This window comes from Ruegeria sp. YKSF070 (assembly GCF_059612725.1).
Map to the genome: position 1 here is coordinate 46,318 of NZ_JBXWRD010000021.1, position 25,542 is coordinate 71,859.

Sequence of the window (25,542 nt, forward strand, 5' to 3'; positions counted from 1 at the left end):
TAACCCTCGCGCCCTTTTTCGTGTCAGCCCAAACGCGGGAACACGGCGGTTTTCTTGACCGTACTGTAGACAAAACTGGTGTCGATCGAGGCGATGCCGCCGATGGGGTGGATGCGGGTGCGGATGAACTGTTCGTAAGCATCGAGCCCCGACACCACCACCCGCAGCTGGTAATCCATCGCGCCGGTCATGATGTGACATTCCAGCACCTCGTCGATCTGGCGCACGCGGGTTTCGAACCGCTGCACGTCCTCCTGATTGTGGCGTTCCAGCCGGATGCGCACAAAGACGGTGATCGGCAGCCCATAGGCGGCCGGATCCACATCGACCGAGAAGCCTCGGATGGCGCCGCTCTTTTCAAGATTGCGCAGGCGGCGCAGGCAGGGCGAGGGCGAGAGACTCACCTTTTCGGCCAGATCCTGGTTGGTCATGCGCCCGTCCTGTTGCAGGGCGCGGATGATCTGACGATCTTTGCTATCCATTTTCATCTTCTTTGGCAGAAACTGCTAATACTAGAGCATCTATTGGCAGTATTTGCAATCTAGTCGCAGTTTGACTTGGCTATCCTGTCCGCAACATCAGATCAGGAGAACCCGCCATGACCCATGCCAAGGGCTTTGCCAGCCGCGCCATTCACCACGCCTATGATCCGCTGGATCACGAGGGCGCGCTAACGCCGCCGCTCCATCTGACCTCGACCTTTGCGTTCGAGACCGCCGAGGCCGGGGGCGAGATGTTCGCGGGCGAACGTCAGGGGCATATCTATTCGCGTATCTCGAACCCGACGCTCGACCTGCTGGAACAGCGCATCGCCACGCTCGAAGGGGCCGAGGCCGGGCTGGCGCTGTCCTCGGGCATGGGCGCGATCACCGCCGTTCTGTGGACACTGTTGTCGCCCGGCGACGAGGTGATCGTGGACAAGACGCTTTATGGCTGCACCTTTTCCTATATGCGGCACGGGCTGGCGAAATGGGGGGTGACCATCACCCATATGGACCTGACCGACCCCGAGAACCTGAAAACCGCGATCAGCGACAAGACCCGCGTGGTCTATTTCGAGACGCCGGCCAACCCGAACATGCGGCTGGTCGATATCGCGGCGGTGAGCGAGATCGCGCACGGCGCTGGTGCCTCGGTCGTGGTCGACAATACCTATGCCACCCCTTACCTGACCCGGCCCATCGAGATGGGCGCCGATATCGTGCTGCATTCGGCCACCAAATATCTGGGCGGTCATGGCGATGTGGTGGCGGGCCTTGTGGTGGGCGGTGCCGAGCAGATCGCCGAGATCCGCCTGTATGGCATGAAGGATATGACCGGCGCCGTCATGGCCCCGTTCAACGCGATGCTGATCCTGCGCGGGCTGAAAACGCTGGCGCTGCGGATGGATCGGCATTGCGCCTCGGCCCAGGTGGTGGCCGAATGGCTGGCCGCGCATCCGGCGGTGGGCGAGGTGTATTTCCCCGGTCTGGCGTCTTTCTCGCAGCACGAGCTGGCGAACCGGCAGATGGCCCAGCCCGGCGCGATGATCGCGTTCGAGCTCAAGGGCGGCATGGATGCGGGCCGGGCGATGATGAACCGGCTGTCGATGATCGCCCGCGCGGTATCGCTGGGCGATGCCGAGACGCTGATCCAGCATCCCGCCTCGATGACCCATTCCACCTATACGCCCGAGGAACGGGCCGAACACGGCATCAGCGACGGGTTGGTCCGCCTGTCGGTCGGTCTGGAAGAGGTCGAGGACATCCTTGCCGATTTGGCGCAGTCGCTGGACGCACCCCAGGTTCAGGCTGCCGCCTGAGGGCGGTGGCAGCCGCGCGCCTCGGGGAGTGGCGCGCGGCCGCCGAATACCCTCTGTCCGGACCGATGCGCGGGGCAAACCCGGCGTTGAAAATCTGCGCGACCGGAGCAGGGAGATGATAGACTTCGCCGGGCGGGTCTGATCCCGCATTGCAAGGAGAGCGCCGATGAGCACGCCGCAGGACCTTAGCCATCTCAAGACCATCGAGCAGCGCATCCTGTGGCTGTCGCACTGGATGATCCACCACGCCAATCACATCCGCCCCAAGGTGGACGGGATCAAGATCGGCGGGCATCAGGCCAGCTCGGCCTCGATGGTGTCGATCATGACGGCGCTCTATTTCAGCGCGCTGCGCCCCGAGGACCGGGTGGCGGTGAAACCCCATGCCAGCCCGGTGTTCCATGCCATCCAGTATCTGATGGGCAACCTGGACCGCGCGCGGATGGAGAATTTCCGTGGCTATGGCGGGGTGCAATCCTATCCCAGCCGCACCAAGGATGTGGATGACGTCGATTTCTCCACCGGCTCTGTCGGGCTGGGCGTGGCTGTCACCGCCTTTGCCGCGCTGGTGCAGGACTATATCGCGGCCAAGGATTGGGGGCAGGGCGCGCCCATGGGCCGGATGGTGGCGCTGGTGGGCGATGCCGAACTGGACGAGGGCAATGTTTACGAGACCCTGCAAGAGGGGTGGAAGAACGACCTGCGCAATTGCTGGTGGATCATCGACTATAACCGCCAGTCGCTGGACGGGATCGTACGCGAGGGTCTTTTCGAGCGGGTCGAGAAGATTTTCGACGCCTTTGGCTGGGACGTGGTGCGGATCAAGTATGGCGCCCTGCAAAGGGCCGCGTTTCAGGAGCCGGGCGGCGACAAGCTGCGCGCCTGGATCGACGCCTGCCCGAACCAGCAATATTCGGCGCTGACCTTCATGGGCGGTGCGGTCTGGCGCAAGCGCCTGATGGAGGATCTGGGCGATCAGGGGGACGTGTCCGCCTTGCTCGACCGACGCAGCGACGACGAGCTGGCCGAGTTGATGGAGAACCTTGGCGGCAATTGCGTGGCCACCATGGCCGAGACATTCGCCGCTATCGACCATGACCGGCCCACCTGTTTCCTGGCCTATACGGTCAAGGGCTGGGGCACGCCCATCGCGGGGCACAAGGACAATCATGGTGGGCTGATGAACAAGACCCAGTTCGCCGCCTGGCAGACACATATGGGTGTGCCCGAGGGGCAGGAATGGGAGCCGTTGGCCACCGTTGCCGACCCCGCCGCGCTGCGCGCGTTTCTGGACGGGGTGCCGTTTTTCGCCAAGGGGCGGCGGCGGTTTTCCGATGCCCGCCTTGCCGTGCCGGGGATCGAGATTGCGAGCGACCGCGAGATCTCGACCCAGGCGGCCTTTGGCAAGGCGCTGGACGATCTCAGCAAGGGCGACAGCGAGCTGGCGGCGCGCATCGTCACCACCTCGCCCGATGTGACCGGCACCACCAACCTTGGTCCCTGGGTGAACCGGCGCAAGCTGTTTGCCCGCAAGGATCAGGCGGACGCCTTTATCGAGCACAAGATTCCCTCGACCGCGAAATGGGAGTTCACCCCCAAGGGCCAGCATATCGAGCTGGGCATCGCCGAGATGAACCTGATGCTGCTGTTGGGCGCGGCGGGGCTGAGCCATTCGCTGTTCGGCAAGCGGCTGATCCCGGTCGGCACGGTCTATGACCCGTTTGTGGCGCGCGGTCTCGATGCGCTGAACTATGCCTGTTACCAGGATGCGCGGTTCCTGCTGGTGGGCACGCCCTCGGGCGTGACGCTGGCACCTGAAGGCGGGGCGCATCAATCCATCGGTTCGCCGCTGATCGGGATGAGCCAGGACGGGCTGGCCGCGTTCGAACCCGCCTTTGCCGACGAGCTGGCAGTGATCATGGAATGGGCCTTCGACTATCTGCAACGCGATGGCGAGGGTGATCCGGACGAGCGCACATGGCTGCGCGACGAGACCGGGGGCAGCGTCTATCTCAGGCTCTCGACCAATCCGATCGAACAACCGGGCAAGCGGGTGGACGACGCGTTCCGCCAGGGGGCCATTGACGGCGCCTATTGGCTGCGCAAGCCGGGGCCCAATGCCGAGGTGGTGATCGCCTATCAGGGCGCGGTGGCGCCCGAGGCGATCCGCGCCGCCGGCCTGCTGGGTGAGGCGCGCCGCGATGTCGGCGTGCTGGCGGTGACCTCGGCCGACCGGCTGAACGCGGGCTGGAGCGCCGCGCAGCGGGCGCGGGTGCGCGGCAACCCGGCGGCGCTGTCGCATATCGAACGGCTGATGGGGGAATTGTCGCCGCATTGCCGGCTGGTGACGGTGATCGACGGGCATCCGGCGACGCTGGGCTGGCTGGGCTCGGTGGCCGGGCACCGGACGATCCCGCTGGGGGTCGAGCATTTCGGCCAGACCGGCACCATCGGCGATCTCTACCGCCATTTCGGCATCGACGCGGGCGCGATTGTCGAACGGGTCGAGGGGCTGACCGCCGGTCGCCCGGGGCAACCGGCGCGGCTGGTCGGATAGGGCTTGCCCCCGGCTGCCGGAGAGTGGTTAACCTGTTATGTGCTCAGGCGCGGGTCAAGGGGGCAGGGATTTAAGGAAATCCCTGCTCACAGGATTTCACTTGAAATCCTGTGCCACCGCGCCGCCTGACCGTGGTGCGAGGAGGAGGCCATGCCGCATTTCATCGTCGAATACTCCGGCAATCTCGAGGACGCGCTGGATATCGGCGCGCTTTGCGAAGTGATCCGCGCCACCGCCGAGGGGATCGACACCTTTCCCATGCCCGGCATCCGGGTGCGCGCCTTTCGCGCCGATCACTGGGCGATTGCCGATGGCAATCCCAAACATGGGTTCATCGACATCTCGATCCGCCTGCGCGCGGGCCGCGCGCCCGAGGTGAAACGGGCCGCCGCTACCGAAGTTTTCGAAGCGGTCCGCGCCTTTGTCACCCCGGTGATGGCGCAGCGCTCGCTGGCCCTGTCGCTGGAAATGCGCGACATCGACCCGGACCTGTCGCCCAAGACCGGCTCGATCCGCGATCATCTCTGAATCCGGTCCAGAGATTGCCCTAGCCCCCCTGCGCGATCCGCTGTAATTGCCGGGGATGGACAAGACGCAAAGCTATGACATTTTCCTGATCGCCCCGCCGGGGCTGGAACAGGTGCTGGCTGACGAGGCCACCGCCTGCGGTTTTGATGAACCGCGCGTGGTGCCGGGCGGGGTCGAGACGCGCGGGCCCTGGTCCGAAGTGATGCGCGCCAATCTGGTGCTGCGCGGCGCGGGCCGGGTGCTGGTGCGGATCGGTGGCTTTCCGGCGGTGCATCTGGCGCAGCTCGACAAGCGGGCGCGCAAGTTTGGCTGGGGCGATTTCCTGCGCGCGGATGTGCCGATCCGGGTCGAGGCGGTCAGCCGCAAGTCCAAGATCTATCACGCGGGTGCCGCCAAGCAGCGCGTCGAACGTGCCATCAGTGAAGAGCTGGGCGCCCCCATCTCGGATGAGGCCGATATCCGTCTGATGCTGCGGATCGAGCGCGATTTCTGCACCTTTTCAATCGACACCTCGGGCGAGGCGCTGCACAAGCGCGGCCACAAGGAGGCGGTGGGCAAGGCGCCCATGCGCGAGACCATGGCGGCGCTGTTCCTGCGCCAATGCGGGTTCGACGGGGCCGAGCCGGTGCTGGACCCGATGTGCGGCTCGGGTTCTTTCGTGATCGAGGCCGCGGAATGGGCGGCGGGGCTGATGCCGGGGCGCTCGCGCAGCTTTGCCTTTGAGCAGCTGGCAGGATTCGACGCCGCCCAGTGGCAGGCGCTGCGCAACGCGGCGGGCGCGGGCGGCAGGCCCGAAAGCCTGTACAGCGGTTCGGACCGCAACGCGGGCGCCATCGAGGCCAGCCGCGCCAATGCCGAACGTGCCGGCGTCAGCGATTTCTGCGCCTTTCATCAACGCCCGGTCAGCGATATCCGCCCGCCCGAGGGGCGGCCCGGTCTGGTCATCGTCAACCCGCCCTATGGCGCCCGGATCGGCGATCAGGCGCGGCTGCGCTCGCTCTACGGCAGCCTTGGCAAGGTGCTGATGGAACGCTTCAGCGGCTGGCGTGTTGGGCTGATCACCTCAGAGATGAGCTTGGCGCGGTCGACGCGGTTGCCGTTTCAGGCGCCCGGCCCGGTGGTCGATCACGGCGGTATCAAGGTGCGGCTTTACCAGTCGGTCCGGCTGCGCTGATCGGGCCGCAAATGCCGCTTGACGGGTGCGGGCGCAAAAGGCAGATGCGTCACGCGCGCAACCGGTCTAGTCTGGCCGCACGTCGCCCCGAGACAGGAGAGACCCGTGGCCCACGAGGCGCAGAAAGCCATCGCGCGCAATTCGCTGCTGATCCGGTCGTTGCCGGAACAGCATGTGGACGCCTTGTTGAATCAGGCGGTTTGGCGCAGCTATGACCGGGGTGAGACGCTGTTCCTGCAAGAGGAAAAGGCGCAGGCGATCCATGTGGTGATCGACGGTTGGGTCAAGCTGTTCCGGATGACGCCGACCGGGTCCGAGGCGGTGGTGAGCGTGTTCACCCGGGGCGAGAGCTTTGGCGAGGCGGTGGCGCTGCGCAACACGCCCTACCCGGTCTCGGCCGAGGCGGTGACGCCCTGCGACGTGATGCATATCCCCAGCCCCGTCTTTGTCTCGCTGATGCGGCGCGACCCCGAGATCTGTATCTCGATCCTGGCCACCACGTTTGGCCATCTGCATTCGCTGGTGGCGCAGCTGGAACAGCTGAAGGCGCAGACCGGGGCGCAGCGGGTGGCCGAGTTCCTGCTGGAACTGTGCGATTGTGAGGATGGCCCCTGCGAGGTGACGCTACCTTATGACAAGATGCTGATCGCGGGCCGCCTGGGCATGAAACCCGAAAGCCTGAGCCGCGCCTTCTCGCGGCTCAAGTCGGCGGGGGTGACCGTTCAGCGCAACCATGCCGAGATCGAGGATATCGCGCTGTTGCGCGACTATGCCGAAAGCGATCCGGCCGATAGCTGGAGCAAGTCATGACGACCCGGTTGCAGGCGGTTCTGGCCGCTATCGACAGCGCCAACGGTGCCGACCCGCGCCTGGACGAGGGGCGGCCCGAGGCGCTGCTTTACGGCGAGCGAATGAGCGCCGAACTGGCACGGCTGGTGCCCGATGCGCCGGATGTGTTGCAGATTGCGGCGCGAGGCCAGCATGTGGAGCGTTGGAAACTGGCGCGCGCCACATATCCCGAGGGCCGCGCCGGATACCTGGCCTGGCGCCGGGCGCAGGCGGTGCACCATGCCGAGGTGGTGGGCCGGCTGATGTCCGAGGCCGGATATGGCGCCGAGGATATCGAGGCGGCGGGCCGGATGCTGCGCAAGGAAGGCATCAAGCGCGACCCGTTGGTGCAGGCGCTGGAGGATGTGATCTGTTTCGTCTTCCTGCGCTGGTATTTCGCGCCCTTCGCGGCCAAGCACAGCCCTGAAAAGGTGCAGGACATCGTCGAAAAGACCGCGCGCAAGATGTCTGTGCCCGCGCGCGCGCGGGTACTGGAGGAATTCGACCTGCCCGCCGATCTGGCCGCCGCTTTCGCGGGCTGAGCCCGGCCTCAGCCGTAGCGCGCCGCGCTGGCCAGTGCGGTCTGCATCTCCGCGACCAGATGTTGCATGAGGTCTGCGGTCGACAGCCGCCGCGCCAGACCCAGCCCCTGACCGGCCCAGAGCGAGAGGAACTCCGGGTTCTGTTGTTTGGCGGCCTCGGCGCGCAAGGCGCGGGTCAGCGCGTTCTGATAGGGAAAGTCGAGCAACCGGTCGGGCGTGGCCTCGCCATCGGCGATGACGCGGTTACGGATGCCGCGTGCGGGGCGCCCGGAAAAGGCGCGGGTGAGGGTGGTGTCGGTCTCTTTCGCGGTCAGGATCGCCTGCTTGTGCGCCTCGGGAATGCCGGCTTCGGTCGTGGTCAGAAAGGCGGTGCCGATCTGTGCCGCGCTGGCGCCCAGTGAAAGGGCGGCGGCGATGCCGCGCCCGTCGGTGATGCCGCCCGAGGCGACCACCGGCACGCCGACAGCCGAGACCACCTGCGGCACCAGCGCCATGGTGCCCACCATCGCGCGGGTCAGATCTGCGCCGAACCCGGCCCGGTGGCCGCCCGCCTCGGAGCCCTGCGCGATCACCGCGTCGACCCCTGCCGCCTCGAGCGCCTGCGCCTCGGCAACGCTGGTGGCGGTGCCCATCACCAGCATGCCGCGTTGCCGGGCGCGGTCGATGACCCAATCGGGCATGATGCCGAAGGCAAAGCTGAAGACCGAGGCGCCGCTGTCCAGCACCTGCTCCACCTGCGCCTCGAAATCGAACTCGGTCCCGTTGATCGTGCCGGGCGGGGTGATCCCCAGCGCCTGGTAATGCGGCCGCACGAAGTCGAGCGCGGGGCCTGGATCGGCGGGAAAGGGTGGCGGATCGAGCGGCGCGAACAGGTTGACGGCAAAGCCCGCATTGCTGCCCTCGCGCACGCGGGCGGCATTGGCGCCGATCCGGTCGGGTTGCAGATAGGACACCCCCATGCTGCCCAGCCCGCCGGCCTTGCCCACCGCCATCACCATCTCGGGCGTGTCGCCGCCGCCGGCCATCGGCGCCTGGATGATCGGATGGTCGAGCGCCAGACGCTCCATCAAGCTGTTTCGGTACATGTCGGACCCTGCCTTGCTGGTGTTGCCCTGATACTAGGCCCGATTGCTGCCGGAACCCAATGAAGAGCTGCGATCGGAGCTATCGGGGATCGAGATATCATTGGCAGGGCGGCGCGCGCGCGCTATCTTTCCTTTGGATGCCAAGGGCCATGATCAATCTGGAAAAGTGAACGCATGGATATTGCCGATCTCCGCTTCTTCGACTGCGTGGCGCGCGTGGGGAACATGAACCGCGCCGCGGCCGAGCTGAACACGGTGCAATCCAATGTCACCGCCCGCATCCGCAATCTGGAACATGATCTGGGGGTGGTGCTGTTTCATCGCCACAGCCGTGGGGTCGCGGTGACGGCGGCGGGAGAGGTGCTGTTGCCCTATGCGCGTCAGGTCATGACCCTGCTGGGTGATGCCCGCAAGGCGGTGACCCAGGATGGCGCGCCCGAGGGGCCGCTGAACCTGGGGTCGCTGGAAACGGTGCTGGCGCTGCATCTGGCGCCGGTCCTGTCCGAGTTCGCCGGGGCGCATCCGGCGGTGGATCTCTCGATCCAGACCGGCACCAGCCGCGAGCTGGTCGAGATGGTGCTGACCCATGGTGTAGAGGGGGCGCTGGTCTGCGGGCCGGTGGCGCATCCCGAGCTGGAGGCGATGCCGGTGTTTCGCGAGGATCTGTGCATCGTGGCCCGTTGCGACGGGCGCAGCCTGGGTCAGGTTCTGGGCGCGCCGGGGGTGCGCCAGTTGGTGCTGCGGCTGGGCTGTTCCTATCGTCAGCGGCTGGAGGATGTGCTGGCGCGGCGCGGTGTGGTGGGGGTGCGGACGCTGGAATTCGGCACGCTCGATGCGATCCGCGCAGGTGTTGCGGCGGGGGTCGGCATCACCCTGATGCCGCGCCGGCTGGTTACCCGTGTCTGGGGCGAGGCAGGTCTGGCCCTGCATCCGCTGGAGCCGGGCGAGGCCGAGGTCACCACCGATTTCATCCGCCGCAAGTCCGCCTATGTCTCGCCCGCGCAACGGGCGTTTCTGGAGGCGCTGACGCGCGACCCGCCGATCCGCATGGCGGGCTGAGGGCGTAACGCGGGGCCGGGATCATCATTGAACTGGATTCATATGCTGACTTCGCAGGCCTGTCCGGACGGCTGGTTCTGATCGTAGCCGTGCAGCAGGTATTCGAGCAGCGCCCCGCGCTGGACGCAATAGCGCTCTGTCGAGACGGGGTTCATCAGACCCAGGTCCAGCGTTCGGGGCAGATGTGCAAAGGATAGCAACAGCGCCCCGCCCTCTACATAGATGATCTCGTCATCGTTGAAATACAGCTTTGTCACCTCGGCATAGGCGGTCGGCGTCAGGCGCGTTACACCTTCTACGCCGGTCAGGGCAATCGCGGGAACAACGGCAAACGGATCCCCGAGCAGCAGTTCGGCGGTGTCGCTTTCGATCATCACCGGTTGATTGGGCAGCATGACCATCTCACGCGTGTTACCGATCACCCCCGGTGCAATGGCAAGTAGACGGGCCGATCTGGACATCGCGATGCGCTCTCTGGTCACGGCCGTGACCGGTCTTGGCCCGCTGTCGAAGGTTGCGACCAGATCGCCGGCGGCGATTGCCTCGACCGGGCGCCAGCCAAGGTTGGTCGCAATCCGCGTGCCGGGCAGAAAGCCGGTGAAAACATCGGGATCATACGAGAGGGAGCGGTCGACCGCGTCCTGATCGAACCCGAGGAATTCGCCCAGACGCTGGACAATCGACATGTTGTCATCCCGCAGGGGTTCAGGCCGTGCGGAACAGTGGAACGGGCCGGTGCCATGCGACAACGAAACCCCGGTAAAGGAACGGTCTTGCAACATTTGCTCTGCCTCGTTTTTTCAATCAGGCTACCGGCGGAGGATGTCGCAGCGTTAAGGTTTTCGACGCTTTACCCCCCGATGCGCATCGGGAGCAGATCGAAGGATCAGTATGATTACGTCCAAAAGATCATATTCTGTCGAAAGCGGTGGGTCAGAGATTTCAAGACCGCAAGGCAGCTATCTTGCGATAGGGCCGATGTCTGAAAGACAGCCATTGTCATACCAATGACGGTTTGCCCTAGAGCGTTGACCGCGCAACAATTCTTTCGGGTGGTTGGGCATTCCGGATGTATCGCGCATCCTGATCTCAGAGAGGAAATAAACCCAAATGCTCAAGTCATTCTTGCGTAAGCAAGATGGGTTCGCGTCTGTCGAATTTGTCGTTCTGACCTGCCTTGCCCTGTGCTTCGCCGCGTCTATCGTTGATGTCACTTCGACGCATGCCGACAACCTCACCGTGAAGATCGTAGGGGGAGATCGTGGTTCCGAAAGAGATGATCAATCCGCATCGGCAATAACGCCCTGTAGCGAGACGACAGAGCGGTCCAGCAGACGGCCCATTTCCGATAGCTGTATCTCCGAAGGCGGGGAGTTGTGACTGGCGGCCTGGAGTTCCAGGTCTTGTAGAACCGCGACCAATGCCTCGGCACCGACAATGGCGGCGGTCCCCTTGAACCTGTGCAGTTCGGATGCCACGGTTGCTAGGTCCAGTTCGGTGCTCTGTGTCAGACAGTTCACCCGCTTCAGGCTTTTCCGGCCATCGTCGAGAAAGGCCGCAAGCAAATCGGCGGTCTTGTCGCGACCAAAAGTCATTCGCATCTCTTCGACGTTCGCCGGATTGATCAACGCCGCTTCGGTTGTCACTTGCGATACTGGGCCGGGGGCCTGTCCGCTTGCCGCCGAGGCGATCTCGTCAACCAGGGCCTTGAAGGAGAACGGTTTGGCGATGACCCGGTCGAAACCTGCCTCGACAAAACGTTTCCGGTCGTCGGCAAGCACATGGGCGGTGACCGCAAAGACCGGCGTATCCTTTGAAAGGCCATTTCCCTTGTGGATCAGGTGCAAGGCGTCGACGCCGCTGATGCCTGGCATGCTGATATCCATCAGGATGCAGTCGAAACGCTGTTGAGCCGCCAGTTCGACCCCCTCGAGGCCATTGCTGGCCATCGTCACCTTGATATTGGATGCAGCCAGCGCCTCGCCGATCACCATGCGATTGATTTCGTTGTCTTCAACCACGAGAACGTCGAGCGCCCCGAGAGAGGCGCCGGTGGCGGGCTCGGGGAGGCCGTCGCGTGCCGCATTTTCCGTGTCTGGCGCCGGTTCCCATGCACGGATCAGAGGGATTCGGAACCAGAACGTACTGCCCTCACCGGGGCTGCTTGTGACCCCGATACTGCCGTTCATGGCAGCGATGATCCGACGCGTGATGCCCAGACCCAGACCGGTGCCGGAACTGAGATGCGAAAAGGAGGCGTCTTGTGTAAAGAAATCGTCGAAGATGCGCACCTGGTCGTCCTGCGCGATGCCGATGCCGTCGTCCTGCACGCGAAACTCCAGCTCGCCGGTGGCGGAGTGAACGAGAACCCTTAGGGATATCGTGCCGTTATGCGTGAACTTGGCCGCATTGTTCAGCAGGTTGACCAGCACCTGCCGCAGGTGATGCGCGTCGACCTCGACATATCCCAGTTCTGCCGGGAAAGCGGACAGAGACAAGGCGTTGCCGTTCTTTGCAGCGAGAATGCGCTGCTGGTCGATCACGCCCGAGACCAGTTCGTGCAGGTCGCAGGCCGCGGCTTCGATGCGCAGGTGTTTCGAGGTGTCGCTGGCCACCTGAAGAACGTTGTTGACGTGATGAAGCAATGTCGCGGCGGCGTTCTCGGTGACCCGCATGTAGCGCAGCTGGGTTTCGGTCAGTCTGGTGTTCCCAAGCAGTTCGAGCGCCGCCATGATGCCGTGCAGGGGCGTGCGCATCTCGTGGCTCATGGTGTTCAACAGCCGTTCCTTGGCGCGTTCCCCGGCCAATGCGATGTGGTGCGCCTCTCTCAGTTCGCCTTCCTTTTCGAGGTCGAGGGTAAGGTCTCGGATGTAAGCCACGAAGATGCGGCCATCGGGACCGTTGCCGCTGGAAAGCGAGATCTCGACCGGAAACTCGGTCCCATCGCTGCGCAAGGCGCGCGACCGGTTGCCCTCGCGTCCGATGAGCGTGGCATGCCCGGTTGCAAAGTACCGGTGCACGCCGGCCTTGTGTGCCCTGCGCAGATCGGGCGGCACAAGCAGCGTGCCGACATCGGCGCCGATCGCCTCGGCCCGGGAAAAGCCGAATGACGTTTCGGCTGCCATGTTGTATTCGATGATGCGCATTTTCTTGTCGCTGACGACAATCGGAACCGGCGAGGTCGAAATGACCGAGGAGAGCCGCGCGCCCGTCAGCTCGGCCTCGTACATCGAGCGGCGCAGCTTTCGGCTTGTGTTCCAGACTATCAGGATCACGCCGGCAAGCAGCAGGAACAGCAACAGTGTGGAAAGACCGGCGATGGACAGCGCCGACAGGACGTCGTGCCGGCCACGATCCGATTGCAGTGTCGAAACCGCAACCCCGGAGAGGGAGAGATTGCGCAGATGCGCGCCGATCGTTCGCGTTTCACGGGTGAATTCCGCCCATCGGTCAAGCAACTCTACATCGCTTGCGTCGATGATCGGGACAGCCCAGTCGAAGTAGCGTTGGATTGCATCAAAGGAACCCGCGGATCGGGGGTTTTCGCGGACCTCTGAATAGAGCGGGCTTTCGGATATGGTTGCGATCCGGCTGTAGAGCACGTCGAAATTGCGTCTTACCGCGTCCATGCTGTCCTGTGCCCTAGGTACTGCACCCTGGGTGAGCAGGGTTTCGACCTCGAGCCGGAATTGCAGATATTCGACTTCGGCCTGGGCCAGGTTCCAGGGGATATTGTCGGAATCCGCGCGCCGAAATGCAGCGAACTGGTTCACCACGCTGACCGTGCTGACCACGACCACGCCGAGCAGCAACGCCAGGACAGCGCCAGTGGCGCTGCTCCTAAGGTATTTTTTCAGTGTCATGCGCGTCAAATCTGGCCACTCCGCCGGTGAAGGCCGGGATCAGTCAGCCACGACAATACGGTCGAGTTGCCAGATGCTGCGAGAGTAGATCAGTTCGGTCTGATACGCCGTCGACTGGTCATAGGGATAGATGATCCAGAGCGGCCCCTTGTCTCGGATGCTCATGTGCTTGCCGTCGCGCAGATAGGCGATGATCGGTCCATCGTCCGTGGCATCGGATGTCGGTATTGCGATGGAGTAGTTGTTGATGGCTGTCGCCTCAAGGGTGCTGCCCTGGGCGTCGATATGTTCGAGTAGCTTCGCCAAACGCACTCCGGTGAATGTCACGAGACCCGAGGTCCAGATTGTCGATGTCGTGATCTCGGCGGTGCCCATGGCCTTTAGCATCTCAAGGTCGAAGGCGGCCACCCCAGATGCATTGCCGTTTCCGATTTTCCCCGTGACCGTCAGGACGACTTGTCCGGTCGGATCGGAAAGCGTTCCCGCCCCGGCGGGAAGCACAGATATCAGCAGAACGGCAAGATATGCGGCGATAGCTCTGATCAAGTCCACTTCCTTTCTTCTGTCCGCGGTGGGGTGCTGGGTATGTGGCACAGTGATTGCAGAAAAAAGACGGTAAAGCAGCCTATCGTTAGCGTATGATCCTATACTTTAGAACGTAATTTGGGATCGAAGGTTTGCGCGCACACGCCAATGAACCGGGAAGCGATGATCCAACGCGCTTCTTTGGGTTTGCCCATTTTGATATGAATTGACCAAAGGGAAGGGCGAATACGATCGGACAACTCGGTTGAACAGGCTTTGAAGAATTCAAGATACCCATGCGGATACTGATTGCTGACGACCACCATCTAGTACGCGAGACCATCGGTGCCTTTATCGAGGCCAAGATGGATGTTCGGGTGGAGAAGGCAGACAATCTGACCGAGGCCTGTGATATCGTCGAACGGGAAGGTGCATTCGATCTGGTCTTGCTCGACTATGACATGCCAGGGATGGATGGGTTGAACGGTCTCAAGCGAATGATCTCGCTACACGCGGATCGTCCCGTGGCGCTGCTGTCGGGCGCGGCGTCCCGGCGGATTGCCGAGAATGCCCTGGCGCTTGGTGCTGCGGGATTCATCCCGAAAACCATGAACGCGCGGTCAATGGTTCTGGCGGTCCGGTTCATGGTCGAGGGCGAGGTATTCGCGCCCTTCGATTTTCTGTTCGGCGAGGCAGAGGAAACGCCATGGGAACTGACGGGCCGGGAAAAGGATGTTTTGCAGGGCATCTGCAACGGGTGGTCCAACAAGGAAATCGCGCGTGAACTGGCCGTGCACGAGACCACCGTCAAGATGCATGTCCGGGCCCTGACGAAGAAGATGAATGCCAAGAACCGCACCCATGCCGCAATGCTTGCGCGCGAGAACGGTTTTTCCTGAACCGACTTGTCGAGGATGCCGCCCGGCTAGCTTTTGATGCGATCGATGGGGCGCGGTGCTCAACCCAGCGCGGTAAAGCCTGCGTCCAGCGCTGACAGGATGTCGGTGACATCCTGCGCGCTCAGCACGAGTGGCGGCGACAGGATGATATTGGGGCCCGAGACTCGCAGCATCACCCCGGTCCGATACGCCGTCTCGTAGACGGTGTTCATCGTCGCGGCGCCGGCGGGGGTCTTGCTGGCGCGGTCGGCGACCACCTCGAGTGCCGCCATCAGACCATGACCGCCGCGAACATCGCCGATCATTTCGTGCTTGGCGGCCAGCGCTTGCAGGCCGGAATACAGCTCGGCCCCCCGCGCGGCGGCATTGCTGGCGACATCAGCTTTCAGTGTTTCCTTCAGGCAGACCACCGCCGCCGCTGCGCCCACCGGGTGACCGGAATAGGTATAGCCGTGGCTGATTGCGCCCTTGCCGCTGGTGTCGCCCTCGAACACCTCGGTCATCCGCGCGCCGATCAGCACCGCGCCAAAGGGGAAATAGCCGTTGGTGATTGCCTTGGCGGTGCACATCATGTCCGGCTGCACCCCCCACAGGCGCGACCCCGACCAGGCGCCGGTGCGGCCGAACGCGGTGATCACCTCATCGGCGATCAGCAGGATGCCGTTGCGGTCGCAGATCTCGCGCACCATCGGCATGAAGCTTTCATGCGGCGGGATCACTCCGCCCGCACCCAGGATCGGCTCCATGATGAAGGCGGCGATGGTTTCAGCCCCCTGAAAGGCGATCTCGTCCTCCAGCGCCTGCGCGCACAGCTGCGCCAGCCGCGCCGGGTCGGTCTCGTTGAACGGGTTGCGATAGGTATAGGGGGCGGGAATGTGGAAACAGCCCGGCAGCAGCGGTTCGTAATCGGTGCGGAACTTGTTGTTGCCATTGACCGAGGCGCCGCCGAAATGGGTGCCGTGATAGCCCTTTTTCAGTGACAGGAACTTGGTGCGCTGGGGCTGCCCGCGCAGCTTGTGATACTGCCGCGCCAGACGCAGCGCGGTCTCGACACTGTCCGAGCCGCCCGAGGTATAGAACACGCGCTGAATGCCTTCGGGGGCGAAGAAGTCGCACAGGTCATAGGCCAGCTCGATGGCGGCATCGTTGGTGGTGCCGCGGAAGGTCGAGTAATAGGGCAGGCTGTCGAGCTGCCCGGCTATCGCCTGTTTCACCGCGTCGTTGGAATAGCCCAGGTTGACATTCCACAGCCCGCCGACCGCGTCGATCGTCTCGTGCCCGTCGATATCGCGAATGCGGACACCGGAGGCGCCGGTGATGATCTTGGGCGGATTGGCCTGGGCATCGGCGGGGTGAGTCATCGGCTGCCAGAATTGGCGGGCGTTGTTTTCTTTGATGAAATTGGCGGTTTTCATCGGTTCCTCTCCCTTTGCGGCGGCAGGTCTCTTTGGCTCATGCTTGACACAGGGATTTCTCTATGACAAGCATTTTATGAAACGATGGTTTGAATAATGAACCAATAGGGATGGAGGACCCCCGCCATGGATCAGGCAGCAATCGACGCCCTGCGCACCCGGGTGATCCCGCCGCGCGGCCATGTGATCGGCGGGCGCGTCGAGGGTGGAGGAGAGACGCTTGACGTGATCTCGCCCATCGACGGGAGCGTCCTGACCCAGATCGCGCGGGGCGGCGCGCGCGAGGTCGCGCAGGCGACTGCCGCCGCGCGTCAAGCGTTCAAATCCCGTGTCTGGGCGGGGCAACCGCCCGCCGCCCGCAAGAAGGTGCTGACCCGCTTGGCAGAGCTGATCGAGGCCGAAGCGCTGGACCTTGCGGTGCAGGGGGTGCGCGACAACGGCACCGAGATTTCCATGGCCTTCAAGGCCGAAAGCGGCTCAGCCGCCGGGACCTTTCGCTACTACGCTGAGGTGCTCGACAAGGTCTATGGCGAGATCGCCCCGACCGCGGGCGACATTCTGGGCCTGGTGCACAAGGAACCGGTGGGCGTGGTGGGTGCCATCCTGCCCTGGAACTTCCCCTTGATGATCGGCGCGTGGAAGATCGCGCCGGCGCTGGCCATGGGCAATTCGATCGTGGTGAAACCGGCCGAGAGTGCCTCGCTCTCGATCCTGCGTCTGGCGGAACTGGCGCTGGAGGCGGGGCTGCCCGAAGGCGTGTTCAACGTGGTCACCGGCAAGGGATCCGAGGTGGGCGAGGCAATGGGCCTGTCGATGGAGATCGACATTCTGGTCTTTACCGGCTCGGGCGCGGTCGGGCGGCGGCTGTTGGAATATTCCGCCCGTTCGAACCTGAAACGCTGCTATCTGGAACTGGGTGGCAAGTCGCCCAATGTGGTCTTTGCGGATGTGGCCGATCTGGATCACGCGGCCAAGGTTTCGGCGGCGGGCATCTTTCGCAATTCGGGGCAGGTCTGTGTCGCGGGCTCGCGTCTGATCGTGGAACGGTCGATCCATGACGAATTCGTCGATGCGCTCTGCCGCCATGCCAGCGCGCTCAGGGTGGGCGACCCGCTTGATCTGGGCTCGGCCGTGGGGGCGGTGCATTCGGCGGCGCAACTGGAGCAGAACCTGCGCTTTGTCGAAACCGCCTTGACCGAAGGCGCCGATTGCGCCCTGGGCGGCAAGCGCATCCTCGAGGAGACAGGCGGCTATTACATGCAGCCCACGGTGATGACGGGTGTGGCGCGCGACGCGACGCTGAACCAGCAGGAGGTGTTTGGCCCGGTGCTGGCGGTCAGCGCCTTTGACACCGAGGCAGAGGCTGTCGATCTGGCCAACTCTACCGTCTATGGTCTGGCCTCGGGGCTCTGGACCTCGGACCTCGGCCGCGCGCATCGGATGGTGCGGGCCATCCGCGCCGGTGTGGTACATGTGAACACCTATGGCGGCGCTGATGGCACCGTGCCCTTGGGCGGGGTAGGCCAGTCGGGCAACGGCCATGACAAGAGCCTGCATGCGCTCGACAAATACGTGGACCTGAAAACCGCCTGGATGCAGCTATGACGCCAGAGACCCAGGCCCTTGTCGACCGGCGCGCGCGCCTGTTGGGGCCGAATGTCAGCCTGTTCTATGACGAACCGGTGCATGTGGTCCGGGGGCAGGGGGTCTGGCTGTGGGACAGTGAGGGCAACAAGTACCTCGATTGCTATAACAACGTGCCGCATGTGGGGCATTGTCACCCCCGCGTGGTCGAGGCCATTGCGACGCAGGCCGCGACGCTGAACACCCATACCCGCTACTTGCACGAGGGTATCCTCGACTATGTCGAGGCGCTGACCGCGACATTCGACGCGCCGCTGGACACCGCGATCCTGACCTGCACCGGGTCCGAGGCGAACGATATCGCGCTGCGCATGGCGCAGGCGGTTACCGGCAACACCGGGGTGATCGCGACCGATCACACCTATCACGGCAACACGATGGCGGTGTCGCAACTGTCGCGCACCAATCCGCCGCCGGGCGGGTATTGGGACAACATGGCCTTTGTGCCCGCGCCCGACAGCTATCGCCCCCTGGGTGGCGTTCCCGGCCCGGCGCATGCACAGGCGTTTGCCGCCGCCGTGCAGGGGCAGATCGAGGCACTGGCCGCGCGCGGACACAAGCTCGCCTGCCTGATCATCTGCCCCTATTTTGCCAATGAAGGTTTCCCCGCGCTGGAACCCGGCTGGCTCGCCCCCGCAATCGAGGCCGTGCGCCGCTCGGGCGGTATCGTGATCGCGGATGAGGTGCAGCCCGGTTTTGGCCGCCTGGGCAGCCATTTCTGGGGTCACCAGAAGGCGGGTTTTCTGCCTGACGCGGTGACCCTGGGCAAGCCGATGGCCAACGGCCATCCGGTGGGCGGGGTGGTGACCGGCCCCGGGATCATGGCCGCGTTTCGCAAGCGGTTCCGCTATTTCAACACCTTCGGCGGCAACCCGGTCTCTGCCGCCGCCGCGCTTGCAACGCTGAAGGTGGTCCAGGACGAAGGGTTGATGGAGAACGCGCGCACGGTGGGTGACTATGCCCGCGAGGGCCTGCACGACCTCGCCGGGCGTCACGAATGCATCGGCGATGTGCGCGGGTCGGGGTTGTTCTTTGGGGCCGAGCTGGTGCTGGACCGGGCCGACAAGACCCCCGCCACCGCCTTTGCCAAGCGGGTCGCCAACGCGATGCGGCAACGGGGCGTGCTGCTGAATTTCCTGGGCATCCATTACAACACGCTGAAGATCCGCCCACCGATGCCGTTCAGCCGTGCCAATGCAGACCAGTTGATCGAAACACTGGACACCGTCTTGTCCGAAACGCCGTTAGTGCCGTGACCGTTGCCCTTGCCCATGCCTTGAGACTCTGGGGCCTCGACGGGGCCCGCCATGAACTGGCCGCGCAGCGGGAAAACGAGGTCTGGAAGGTGTCGGACGGCACGCGCCACTATGCGTTGCGGTTTCACCGCCCCGGTTACCGGAGCGAGGCCGAGTTGCACTCGGAGCTTGCCTGGATGGAGATGCTGGGCAAGGCGGAACTGCTGGTTCCGCGACCGGTGCGTCAGGTGGATGGCACCTTGTTGGGCCGGGTCGAGGGTCGGCATGTCAGCCTGCTGGAATGGTTGGAGGGTCGTCCGCTGGGCGAAATGGGGCGCTTGGCGCCGGGACTGGATGCCGAAGCCATGGGCCACATCATCGGGGCGCAGATGGCCCGGATGCACGACCTGTCGGACTGCTGGACGCCGCCCACGGGTTTCCAGCGTCCCGACTGGCGGCGTTCGGGGTTGCTGGGGCCGGACCCGCTCTGGGGTCGGTTCTGGGAACACCCTGACCTTGACCCCGAGCAGCGGCAATTGATGATCGCAACCCGCGAGCGGGCGTTGGCCGGGTTCGAAGGGTTCGCCCCCGATACCGACCAGGGCTTGATCCATGCCGATCTGGTCGCCGAGAATGTGCTGGTCGACCACGATCGCGTGGCGTTCATTGATTTCGACGATAGTGCCTGGGGATACCGGGATTTCGACCTTGCGACGGTTCTGGTCAAGTTCATCGGCCAGCCTGAATACGACCGGCTGCGGGCTGGTCTGTGCGCGGGCTATGCCGTGCGCCGCAAGGTCGAGCCCGGCACGCTCGATTTCATGCTGATGCTGCGGGCGCTGACCTATCCGGGTTGGATCCTGTCGCGGCTGGACGAATCGGGCGGGCGGCAAAGATCGACACGCATGCTGGACACCGCGCTGCGGCTGGCCGGGGATTTCATGGAGGAGAGGCAGAGATGAGCAACAAGACGATCCTGATCGCGGGCACCTATGACACCAAGGATGATGAGCTGAATTACCTCGCCAGCGTGATCGCGGCGCAGGGGGGCGGTGTGCTGTCGATGGATGTCAGCGTGCTGGGCGATCCGTCCCGGCCCACGGATGTCTCCAAGCATGAGGTGGCCGAGGCCGGTGGCAGTTCCATACAGGCGGCCATCGACAGTGGCGACGAGAATGCCGCCATGCAGATCATGGCCCGGGGCGCAGCGGCCAAGGCGTTGGAGCTGTATCTTGCGGGCCGCATCCACGGGGTGATCGTGCTGGGCGGCACCATGGGCACCGATCTGGCGCTGGACCTGTGCGCCGCACTGCCGCTTGGGGTGCCGAAATACATCGTCTCGACCGTCTCGTTCTCGCCCTTGCTGCCGCCCGAGCGGATCCCGGCGGATGTGCAGATGATCCTGTGGGCCGGGGGGCTATACGGGTTGAATTCGATCTGCAAGGCCTCGCTCAGCCAGGCGGCGGGGGCGGTGCTGGGGGCTGCGCGAGCGGTCGAGGCGCCGCATCGTGATCGCCCACTCATCGGCATGACCAGCTTCGGCAAGACGGTGCTGCGCTATATGGTCAGCCTGAAACCGGCGCTTGAGGCGCGCGGATACGAGGTTGCGGTGTTCCACGCGACCGGTATGGGCGGGCGCGCGTTCGAGAGCTTGGCGGCCGAGGGCGCCTTTGCCGCCGTGTTCGATTTCGCGCCACAGGAGGTGGCCAACCACCTTTTTGGCGGTCTCTCGGCGGGGGCCGACCGGATGACCAATGCGGGCAGGCAGGGCATCCCGCAACTGGTGGCGCCGGGCTGTTACGATCTGGTCGATTACGTCGGCTGGCAGGCGCCGCCCCCGGCGCTGGCCGACCGGCCCAGCCACGCCCATAATCGCCTGCTGACCTCGGCGGTGCTGGAGGCGGACGAGCGGCGGCAGGTTGCCCGGGCCATCTGTGGCAAACTGGCTGGCGCACAGGGTCCCGTGACGCTGATGCTGCCCACCGGGGGCTGCAACGAATGGGACCGCCCCGACGCGCCGCTGCATGATGCGGAGGGGCTGGCGGCCTTTTGTGACGAGATCCGCAGTGCTTGCCCGGACAATGCCGAACTGATCGAGCTGGATGACCATATCAACGATGCCGCGTTCTCGGACCGTGCACTGGCGGTGTTCGACGATTGGGTGGCGCGGGGGCTGGTCGGCAAAGGGGGTCAGGGTTCATGATCCCAAGACAACGAGTGCGGCTATGCAAACTGGTGGCAGGCACAGTTCGCCAAATCTGTCATAACATAAAGCGATAAGACGCTGGTCCTTGAGGTGGGTAACCAGGCTCTCGACCCGACGCCGCTTACGTTACAGGCTGCCGAAGCGAGGAAAACCGACCCTCCGGTGTAGGCGCTAGTCCCTTGGGCAGGTTTCAGGAAAGCTGGCGTTGGCGCGGTTGCAGCGAATTGGCGCTTTGTCCCGCATCTTACGAGTTCATGCATCGCGCAGCGAATGGCGATGTTTCCCGAACCGGCCACTCGTGTCCAACGCGGCGAAAGCTAAGTGAGAGCCCGATGCCGACAATCCCCGCAAAGGAGTAAAGCGTCTTATGGCACGGCCAAACGGACTATCTCCTGGGTCGGGTTCTAGTTCTGGTTTCCAGGTTGTCCCCCCACGGCAATTGCGCCGCGTTCGAACACGAGGCACGGGGCAATGATTTGTATCAAAGTTGTGCAACTGCTTTCCAAACATAGTTCCCTTAATTCGAAGGAGCCAAAGTTATGGTGGTAAAGTTTCTTGCTGTCGCTGCTCTGGCAACGTTGTCTGGTTGGGAGATCGATCTGCCGGCCGATACCTCGTTTCCTTCGTCTGCCGACATTATTGACTGCGGTTTCGCGGTCATACAGGTGTCCCGAGCCGATCAAAAGAAACTGGCAACCACCTGGAAATCAAAAGACTTGAAGGAGGATCTGTGTAATACGATCTATCCACTTGTCCTCGCAACTACACAGATGGGTTTCACGCCAGAAAGCTTTACTGTGGAAACGCCTGGTGGACATCATGTCCAAATCATCTTGGTCAAAAAGCGCCTCCGTCTGTCGCCCTGACCCCTCAACCCATCTGCAGAGTGGTTCTGCGTGATAAGGTCACCGATTATCCCCAGAACGGGCGCGTAGCTTGCACGTAGCTGGACTACCAGGAACTGTCCGTGAGTGGACAAATTCAACATTTCTGGCCCGTCGCTCGTTCAGATCGGGGGTCAATTTTGAAGGGCGGCTTCGTCCCGCACAGCGGACATCGCCCGGATATGGCGAAACCTCCGCTGACCGGCAGAAACTGCCAATGAGGTTGACGCGGTAAAGGCTGTGAGCCCGGGCACTGGCCTTCAACCTACACAAAATGTAGGTTTCAGCCATGTACACGATTGGAACCCTTGCCCGTAGAACTGGCACCAAGGTGCAGACCATCCGCTATTACGAGCAGATCGGGTTGATGCCCGAGGCCGGGCGCACGACGGGCGGGCAGCGCCGCTATGACGAGGCGGCGCTGGACCGGTTGGCGTTTATCCGGCACGGGCGGCAGCTGGGCTTTGGGCTGGATGCGATCCGCGAGCTTCTGGCGCTGAATGATCAGCCGGGGCAAAGCTGCTCGGCCTCGGATTCCATTGCCCGGCGGCAGTTGGCGCAGGTGCAACAGCGGCTGGCGCGGTTACGCGCGCTCGAGGCCGAGTTGCAACGGATGATCGACAGTTGCGACGGCCATCGCGGCGGCGATTGCCGCGTGCTCGAAGTGTTGCGCGACCATTCCGAATGCCTGACCGATCACGGCTCGGAGGCGCCGGTTCAGTCGTAGCGGCGCCGGGTCTTGGCCCCATCGTGGGTGATCGCGCAGAGCGACAGCGTATGGTCCATGTTGCGCATCCGGTGGCGCAGCATCTGCCGGGACAGCCGCGCCAGATCCGCCGCATGGGCGGGGTGGTCGGCCACGTTGCGGAACTCGCCTTCGCCCTGATGGTCGAACAGCATCGGCGGCAGGTCGGCGGCAAATTCGACAAGCGTGAAACGCGCGTCTCGCAGGATGGCCAATGCGCCCTCACTGGGGCCAAAGCCGAACTCATGCTGCCAGAGCGTCGGGTCCAGCGGTTCCGAGATGTCCAGCTCGGAAAAGGAGTACTGCCGCCAGTCGGAGGGCGCCTCGCCCGTCAGGAACGGCCGGAGCGAGCGGCCATCGACCGAGTTCGAGATATCCTGCCCGACCCAGTCGAGAATGGTGGGCATCAGGTCGATCGACTCGGTCGGGGCCTCGACCACATGGCCCGCCTTGCAGCCCGGCGCGCGGATGATCAGCGGCGTGAGATAGGCGGCGTCATAGACCGTCATCTTGCCCCAGCTGTGGCGGTCGCCCAGCATCTCGCCATGATCGGCGGTGACCACGATCAGGGTGTCGTCATACTGGCCGGTCTCTTTCAGATGCCCGATCACCCGACCGATATGAGTGTCGACCTCGGTCGCAAGGCCCAGATAGACCGCGCGCAGGGTCTGGACGGTCTCGTCGCTGGGCTCCAGGTCGGGGAAGCCCAGCACGAAACTGGCTGGGCTGGAATAGCGGGTGGCGGGGCCAAAGAAGGGGTGTTCGCCTGCCTCGTCGTCGCGCGTCGACAGCCGCGCGGGCAGGGGCAACTTGGCGGGATCGTACATCGTGTTATAGGGCGCGGGCGCCACCAGCGGCGGATGCGGCCGGATATAGGTGAGATGCGCGAACCAGTTCTGCCCGGCCCAGGCGGGCATGTTGGCAAGGAACTGGTCGGTCAGAAAGGCGGTGTCGCTGTCCTCGGCCCGATACATCGCGGGCCCGTTCAGGCGCGGGGTGCCGTCGGCATCCGGGCGGGGCACATAGACCTGCGCGTAATCGTCAAAGACATAACCGCGGTTCTTGAGATGCGATTGCCAGGGATAGGACATCTCCAGCCGCATCTCGGTCACCTCGTGAAACCCGTTCATCGGGAATTCATAGGTCCTGAGCGCCGGGTCGTTGGCGTCATAGGCGCGCGGATCCTGCGAGGTGTCGGTATAGCCAAAGAGCAGCGGCATATAACCGGCCTTGCGCATCTCGGTCGCGATGTTGGGCGTGTCATGGCGCAGCGGGGTGCCGTTGCGGACCGAGCGGTGGTTCATCGCGTATTGCCCGGTCAGGATCGAGGCGCGCGAGGGGCCGCAGGGGTTGGTTACCGAATAGTGACGGCGAAAGCTGACCGCGTCCTCGGCCAGCGCCCGCAGATGAGGCAAGTCAACGTGATCCGCAAGCGCGCCCCACAGGCAATCGGCCCGCAGCTGGTCGATGATGATGAAGAGAACGTTGCTCTGCCTGCTCATGGTGCGACCCGCTGCTTTCCGATCGCCCAATGGGTAGACAGTTGGCTCTTCCCTGTCCAGCGTCCTGCTGGGCCGTCATGACCCTTGGATCAGTCGATGACGGCGGTGGCCTCGATCTCGACCAGGGCGTCATCCTCGACCAGGCCCGCCACCACCACCATGGCCATGGCCGGGAAATGCCGTCCCATCACCTTGCGATAGCTGGCGCCGATCTCGGCCTGACGGGCCATGTATTCCTTCTTGTCGGTCACGTACCAGGTCAGCCGGGTGATATGCTCGGCCCGGCCCCCGGCGGCCTCGACCACGTCGAGGATGTTGCGCAGCGCCTGTTCCATCTGGCCGATGAAATCATGGCTTTCGAACTGCTGCTGCGCGTTCCAGCCGATTTGCCCGCCGACATAGAGATGCCCGTCGCGGGTCAGCATGCCGTTGGCATAGCCCTTGGCGGGGGCCCAGCCCTCGGGTTGGATGATCTTGTGGGTCATGTCTGGCCTCCGTTTACTGAATGTCCGTGCGCAAGCGGAAGCGCTGGATCTTGCCGGTCTGAGTCTTTGGCAGCGCGTCGATGAACCGGACGCTGCGCGGGTATTTATAGGGGGCGATGGTCGCCTTGACGTGGTCCTGCAAGGTCTTGACCATGAGCGCGTCGCCGGTATGGCCCGGCGCCAGCACCACATGGGCCTCGACGATATGGCCGCGCGCCTCGTCCGGGGCGCCGATGACCCCGCATTCGGCCACCGCCGGATGCGACAGCAGCGCCGCCTCGACCTCGGGCCCGGCGATGTTGTAGCCGGAACTGACGATCATGTCGTCGCTGCGGGCGGCGAAATGCAGATAGCCATCCGCATCCATAACGAAACTGTCGCCGGTCACGTTCCAGCCGTTCTGCACATAGCCCGCCTGCCGGTCATCGGCCAGATAGCGGCAGCCGGTCGGGCCGCGTACCGCCAGCCGCCCCACCTCGCCGCGCGGGGCCTCGTTGCCTGCCTCGTCAAGGATGCGCACCTGATACCCCGTCACCGGTTTGCCGGTGCAGGCGGGGCGGTGATC

At 64.0% G+C, this 25,542-nt stretch carries 23 protein-coding genes; 14 read left to right on the forward strand and 9 right to left on the reverse strand.

Going from position 1 to position 25,542, the window contains the following annotated elements:
- Positions 1-23 precede the first annotated feature (23 nt).
- Positions 24-482 carry an Lrp/AsnC family transcriptional regulator gene (locus AC2FL1_RS12210; protein WP_496877111.1) on the reverse strand — a complete coding sequence of 153 codons (459 nt, stop codon included), beginning with the start codon at positions 480-482 and terminating at the stop codon, positions 24-26.
- Positions 483-598: 116 nt separating this feature from the next.
- Between AC2FL1_RS12210 and AC2FL1_RS12215 the strand changes: the two genes are divergently transcribed.
- The 6 genes from AC2FL1_RS12215 (at position 599) to AC2FL1_RS12240 (ending at position 7,430) form a co-directional block, all read left to right on the forward strand.
- On the forward strand, positions 599-1,801 hold the full coding sequence (locus AC2FL1_RS12215) for a methionine gamma-lyase (RefSeq protein WP_496877112.1): 1,203 nt from the start codon (positions 599-601) through the stop codon (positions 1,799-1,801).
- Positions 1,802-1,967: 166 nt separating this feature from the next.
- Positions 1,968-4,358: a thiamine pyrophosphate-binding protein gene (locus AC2FL1_RS12220; RefSeq protein WP_496877113.1), complete on the forward strand. Its 2,391-nt coding sequence runs from the start codon at positions 1,968-1,970 to the stop codon at positions 4,356-4,358.
- A 150-nt stretch (positions 4,359-4,508) separates the two neighbouring features.
- Positions 4,509-4,886 (forward strand): 5-carboxymethyl-2-hydroxymuconate Delta-isomerase, encoded by a 378-nt coding sequence (locus AC2FL1_RS12225; RefSeq protein ID WP_496877114.1) that lies wholly within the window; start codon positions 4,509-4,511, stop codon positions 4,884-4,886.
- Positions 4,887-4,941: 55 nt separating this feature from the next.
- Positions 4,942-6,060, forward strand: a complete 1,119-nt coding sequence (locus tag AC2FL1_RS12230; protein WP_496877115.1) for a THUMP domain-containing class I SAM-dependent RNA methyltransferase — start codon at positions 4,942-4,944, stop codon at positions 6,058-6,060.
- Positions 6,061-6,165: 105 nt separating this feature from the next.
- A complete protein-coding gene (locus tag AC2FL1_RS12235) occupies positions 6,166-6,870 on the forward strand; it encodes a Crp/Fnr family transcriptional regulator (RefSeq protein ID WP_496877116.1) in 705 nt (234 codons plus the stop codon).
- The gene (locus tag AC2FL1_RS12240; RefSeq protein ID WP_496877117.1) at positions 6,867-7,430 is read left to right on the forward strand and encodes a DUF4202 domain-containing protein; all 564 of its coding nucleotides are present in this window, start codon (positions 6,867-6,869) and stop codon (positions 7,428-7,430) included. The genes AC2FL1_RS12235 and AC2FL1_RS12240 overlap by 4 nt, the downstream gene beginning before the upstream one ends.
- A gap of 8 nt (positions 7,431-7,438) precedes the next feature.
- On the opposite strand, the gene AC2FL1_RS12245 is transcribed toward AC2FL1_RS12240, so the two are convergent.
- Entirely contained in the window at positions 7,439-8,515 is a 1,077-nt protein-coding gene (locus AC2FL1_RS12245) for an NAD(P)H-dependent flavin oxidoreductase (RefSeq protein WP_496877118.1), read from the reverse strand.
- A gap of 174 nt (positions 8,516-8,689) precedes the next feature.
- Between AC2FL1_RS12245 and AC2FL1_RS12250 the strand changes: the two genes are divergently transcribed.
- Positions 8,690-9,574: a LysR family transcriptional regulator gene (locus AC2FL1_RS12250; protein ID WP_496877119.1), complete on the forward strand. Its 885-nt coding sequence runs from the start codon at positions 8,690-8,692 to the stop codon at positions 9,572-9,574.
- 38 nt (positions 9,575-9,612) lie between these two features.
- Here the strand turns inward: AC2FL1_RS12250 and AC2FL1_RS12255 are convergent, their stop codons facing one another.
- The 3 genes from AC2FL1_RS12255 to AC2FL1_RS12265 form a co-directional block, all read right to left on the reverse strand.
- Positions 9,613-10,356, reverse strand: coding sequence for a Hint domain-containing protein (locus tag AC2FL1_RS12255; protein WP_496877120.1), 744 nt, complete (start codon positions 10,354-10,356; stop codon positions 9,613-9,615).
- 498 nt (positions 10,357-10,854) lie between these two features.
- Positions 10,855-13,437, reverse strand: coding sequence for a hybrid sensor histidine kinase/response regulator (locus AC2FL1_RS12260; RefSeq protein WP_496877121.1), 2,583 nt, complete (start codon positions 13,435-13,437; stop codon positions 10,855-10,857).
- Between the two features lie 39 nt (positions 13,438-13,476).
- Positions 13,477-13,989, reverse strand: coding sequence for a putative pterin-binding protein (locus AC2FL1_RS12265; protein ID WP_496877122.1), 513 nt, complete (start codon positions 13,987-13,989; stop codon positions 13,477-13,479).
- 269 nt (positions 13,990-14,258) lie between these two features.
- Between AC2FL1_RS12265 and AC2FL1_RS12270 the strand changes: the two genes are divergently transcribed.
- Complete coding sequence (locus AC2FL1_RS12270) at positions 14,259-14,861, forward strand: response regulator transcription factor (protein WP_496877123.1); 603 nt, start codon at positions 14,259-14,261, stop codon at positions 14,859-14,861.
- Between the two features lie 59 nt (positions 14,862-14,920).
- On the opposite strand, the gene AC2FL1_RS12275 is transcribed toward AC2FL1_RS12270, so the two are convergent.
- A complete protein-coding gene (locus AC2FL1_RS12275) occupies positions 14,921-16,276 on the reverse strand; it encodes an aspartate aminotransferase family protein (protein WP_496877124.1) in 1,356 nt (451 codons plus the stop codon).
- Between the two features lie 126 nt (positions 16,277-16,402).
- Here AC2FL1_RS12275 and AC2FL1_RS12280 point away from each other — a divergent pair, with 126 nt between their 5' ends.
- The 6 genes from AC2FL1_RS12280 (at position 16,403) to AC2FL1_RS12305 (ending at position 22,972) form a co-directional block, all read left to right on the forward strand.
- Positions 16,403-17,881, forward strand: coding sequence for an aldehyde dehydrogenase family protein (locus AC2FL1_RS12280; RefSeq protein WP_496877125.1), 1,479 nt, complete (start codon positions 16,403-16,405; stop codon positions 17,879-17,881).
- A complete protein-coding gene (locus AC2FL1_RS12285) occupies positions 17,878-19,176 on the forward strand; it encodes an aspartate aminotransferase family protein (RefSeq protein ID WP_496877126.1) in 1,299 nt (432 codons plus the stop codon). Before AC2FL1_RS12280 ends, AC2FL1_RS12285 begins: the two co-directional genes overlap by 4 nt.
- The gene (locus AC2FL1_RS12290; RefSeq protein WP_496826901.1) at positions 19,173-20,117 is read left to right on the forward strand and encodes a homoserine kinase; all 945 of its coding nucleotides are present in this window, start codon (positions 19,173-19,175) and stop codon (positions 20,115-20,117) included. The genes AC2FL1_RS12285 and AC2FL1_RS12290 overlap by 4 nt, the downstream gene beginning before the upstream one ends.
- The gene (locus AC2FL1_RS12295; RefSeq protein WP_496877127.1) at positions 20,114-21,358 is read left to right on the forward strand and encodes a Tm-1-like ATP-binding domain-containing protein; all 1,245 of its coding nucleotides are present in this window, start codon (positions 20,114-20,116) and stop codon (positions 21,356-21,358) included. The genes AC2FL1_RS12290 and AC2FL1_RS12295 overlap by 4 nt, the downstream gene beginning before the upstream one ends.
- A 542-nt stretch (positions 21,359-21,900) precedes the next feature.
- Positions 21,901-22,227: a hypothetical protein gene (locus tag AC2FL1_RS12300; RefSeq protein ID WP_496877128.1), complete on the forward strand. Its 327-nt coding sequence runs from the start codon at positions 21,901-21,903 to the stop codon at positions 22,225-22,227.
- 307 nt (positions 22,228-22,534) lie between these two features.
- A complete protein-coding gene (locus AC2FL1_RS12305; protein WP_496877129.1) occupies positions 22,535-22,972 on the forward strand; it encodes a MerR family transcriptional regulator in 438 nt (145 codons plus the stop codon).
- On the opposite strand, the gene AC2FL1_RS12310 is transcribed toward AC2FL1_RS12305, so the two are convergent.
- From AC2FL1_RS12310 to AC2FL1_RS12320, 3 genes are all read right to left on the reverse strand, one after another.
- Complete coding sequence (locus tag AC2FL1_RS12310; protein WP_496877130.1) at positions 22,963-24,492, reverse strand: sulfatase-like hydrolase/transferase; 1,530 nt, start codon at positions 24,490-24,492, stop codon at positions 22,963-22,965. The genes AC2FL1_RS12305 and AC2FL1_RS12310 overlap by 10 nt on opposite strands.
- Positions 24,493-24,581: 89 nt before the next feature.
- Entirely contained in the window at positions 24,582-24,977 is a 396-nt protein-coding gene (locus AC2FL1_RS12315) for a RidA family protein (protein ID WP_234140329.1), read from the reverse strand.
- 13 nt (positions 24,978-24,990) lie between these two features.
- A partial coding sequence (locus AC2FL1_RS12320) for an AMP-binding enzyme (protein ID WP_496877131.1) occupies positions 24,991-25,542 on the reverse strand: 552 nt, incomplete at its 5' end.

What these genes read in the sequence shown, in the direction of transcription:
- AC2FL1_RS12220 (WP_496877113.1), top strand. Translation starts at nt 1,968, where the DNA reads ATGAGCACGCCGCAGGACCTTAGCCATCTCAAGACCATCGAGCAGCGC.
- AC2FL1_RS12305 (WP_496877129.1), top strand. Translation starts at nt 22,535, where the DNA reads ATGTACACGATTGGAACCCTTGCCCGTAGAACTGGCACCAAGGTGCAG.
- AC2FL1_RS12310 (WP_496877130.1), bottom strand. Translation starts at nt 24,492, where the DNA reads ATGAGCAGGCAGAGCAACGTTCTCTTCATCATCATCGACCAGCTGCGG.
- AC2FL1_RS12280 (WP_496877125.1), top strand. Translation starts at nt 16,403, where the DNA reads ATGGATCAGGCAGCAATCGACGCCCTGCGCACCCGGGTGATCCCGCCG.
- AC2FL1_RS12210 (WP_496877111.1), bottom strand. Translation starts at nt 482, where the DNA reads ATGGATAGCAAAGATCGTCAGATCATCCGCGCCCTGCAACAGGACGGG.
- AC2FL1_RS12250 (WP_496877119.1), top strand. Translation starts at nt 8,690, where the DNA reads ATGGATATTGCCGATCTCCGCTTCTTCGACTGCGTGGCGCGCGTGGGG.
- AC2FL1_RS12230 (WP_496877115.1), top strand. Translation starts at nt 4,942, where the DNA reads ATGGACAAGACGCAAAGCTATGACATTTTCCTGATCGCCCCGCCGGGG.
- AC2FL1_RS12225 (WP_496877114.1), top strand. Translation starts at nt 4,509, where the DNA reads ATGCCGCATTTCATCGTCGAATACTCCGGCAATCTCGAGGACGCGCTG.
- AC2FL1_RS12275 (WP_496877124.1), bottom strand. Translation starts at nt 16,276, where the DNA reads ATGAAAACCGCCAATTTCATCAAAGAAAACAACGCCCGCCAATTCTGG.
- AC2FL1_RS12260 (WP_496877121.1), bottom strand. Translation starts at nt 13,437, where the DNA reads ATGACACTGAAAAAATACCTTAGGAGCAGCGCCACTGGCGCTGTCCTG.
- AC2FL1_RS12285 (WP_496877126.1), top strand. Translation starts at nt 17,878, where the DNA reads ATGACGCCAGAGACCCAGGCCCTTGTCGACCGGCGCGCGCGCCTGTTG.
- AC2FL1_RS12300 (WP_496877128.1), top strand. Translation starts at nt 21,901, where the DNA reads ATGGTGGTAAAGTTTCTTGCTGTCGCTGCTCTGGCAACGTTGTCTGGT.
- AC2FL1_RS12295 (WP_496877127.1), top strand. Translation starts at nt 20,114, where the DNA reads ATGAGCAACAAGACGATCCTGATCGCGGGCACCTATGACACCAAGGAT.
- AC2FL1_RS12215 (WP_496877112.1), top strand. Translation starts at nt 599, where the DNA reads ATGACCCATGCCAAGGGCTTTGCCAGCCGCGCCATTCACCACGCCTAT.
- AC2FL1_RS12255 (WP_496877120.1), bottom strand. Translation starts at nt 10,356, where the DNA reads ATGTTGCAAGACCGTTCCTTTACCGGGGTTTCGTTGTCGCATGGCACC.
- AC2FL1_RS12315 (WP_234140329.1), bottom strand. Translation starts at nt 24,977, where the DNA reads ATGACCCACAAGATCATCCAACCCGAGGGCTGGGCCCCCGCCAAGGGC.
- AC2FL1_RS12270 (WP_496877123.1), top strand. Translation starts at nt 14,259, where the DNA reads ATGCGGATACTGATTGCTGACGACCACCATCTAGTACGCGAGACCATC.
- AC2FL1_RS12240 (WP_496877117.1), top strand. Translation starts at nt 6,867, where the DNA reads ATGACGACCCGGTTGCAGGCGGTTCTGGCCGCTATCGACAGCGCCAAC.
- AC2FL1_RS12245 (WP_496877118.1), bottom strand. Translation starts at nt 8,515, where the DNA reads ATGTACCGAAACAGCTTGATGGAGCGTCTGGCGCTCGACCATCCGATC.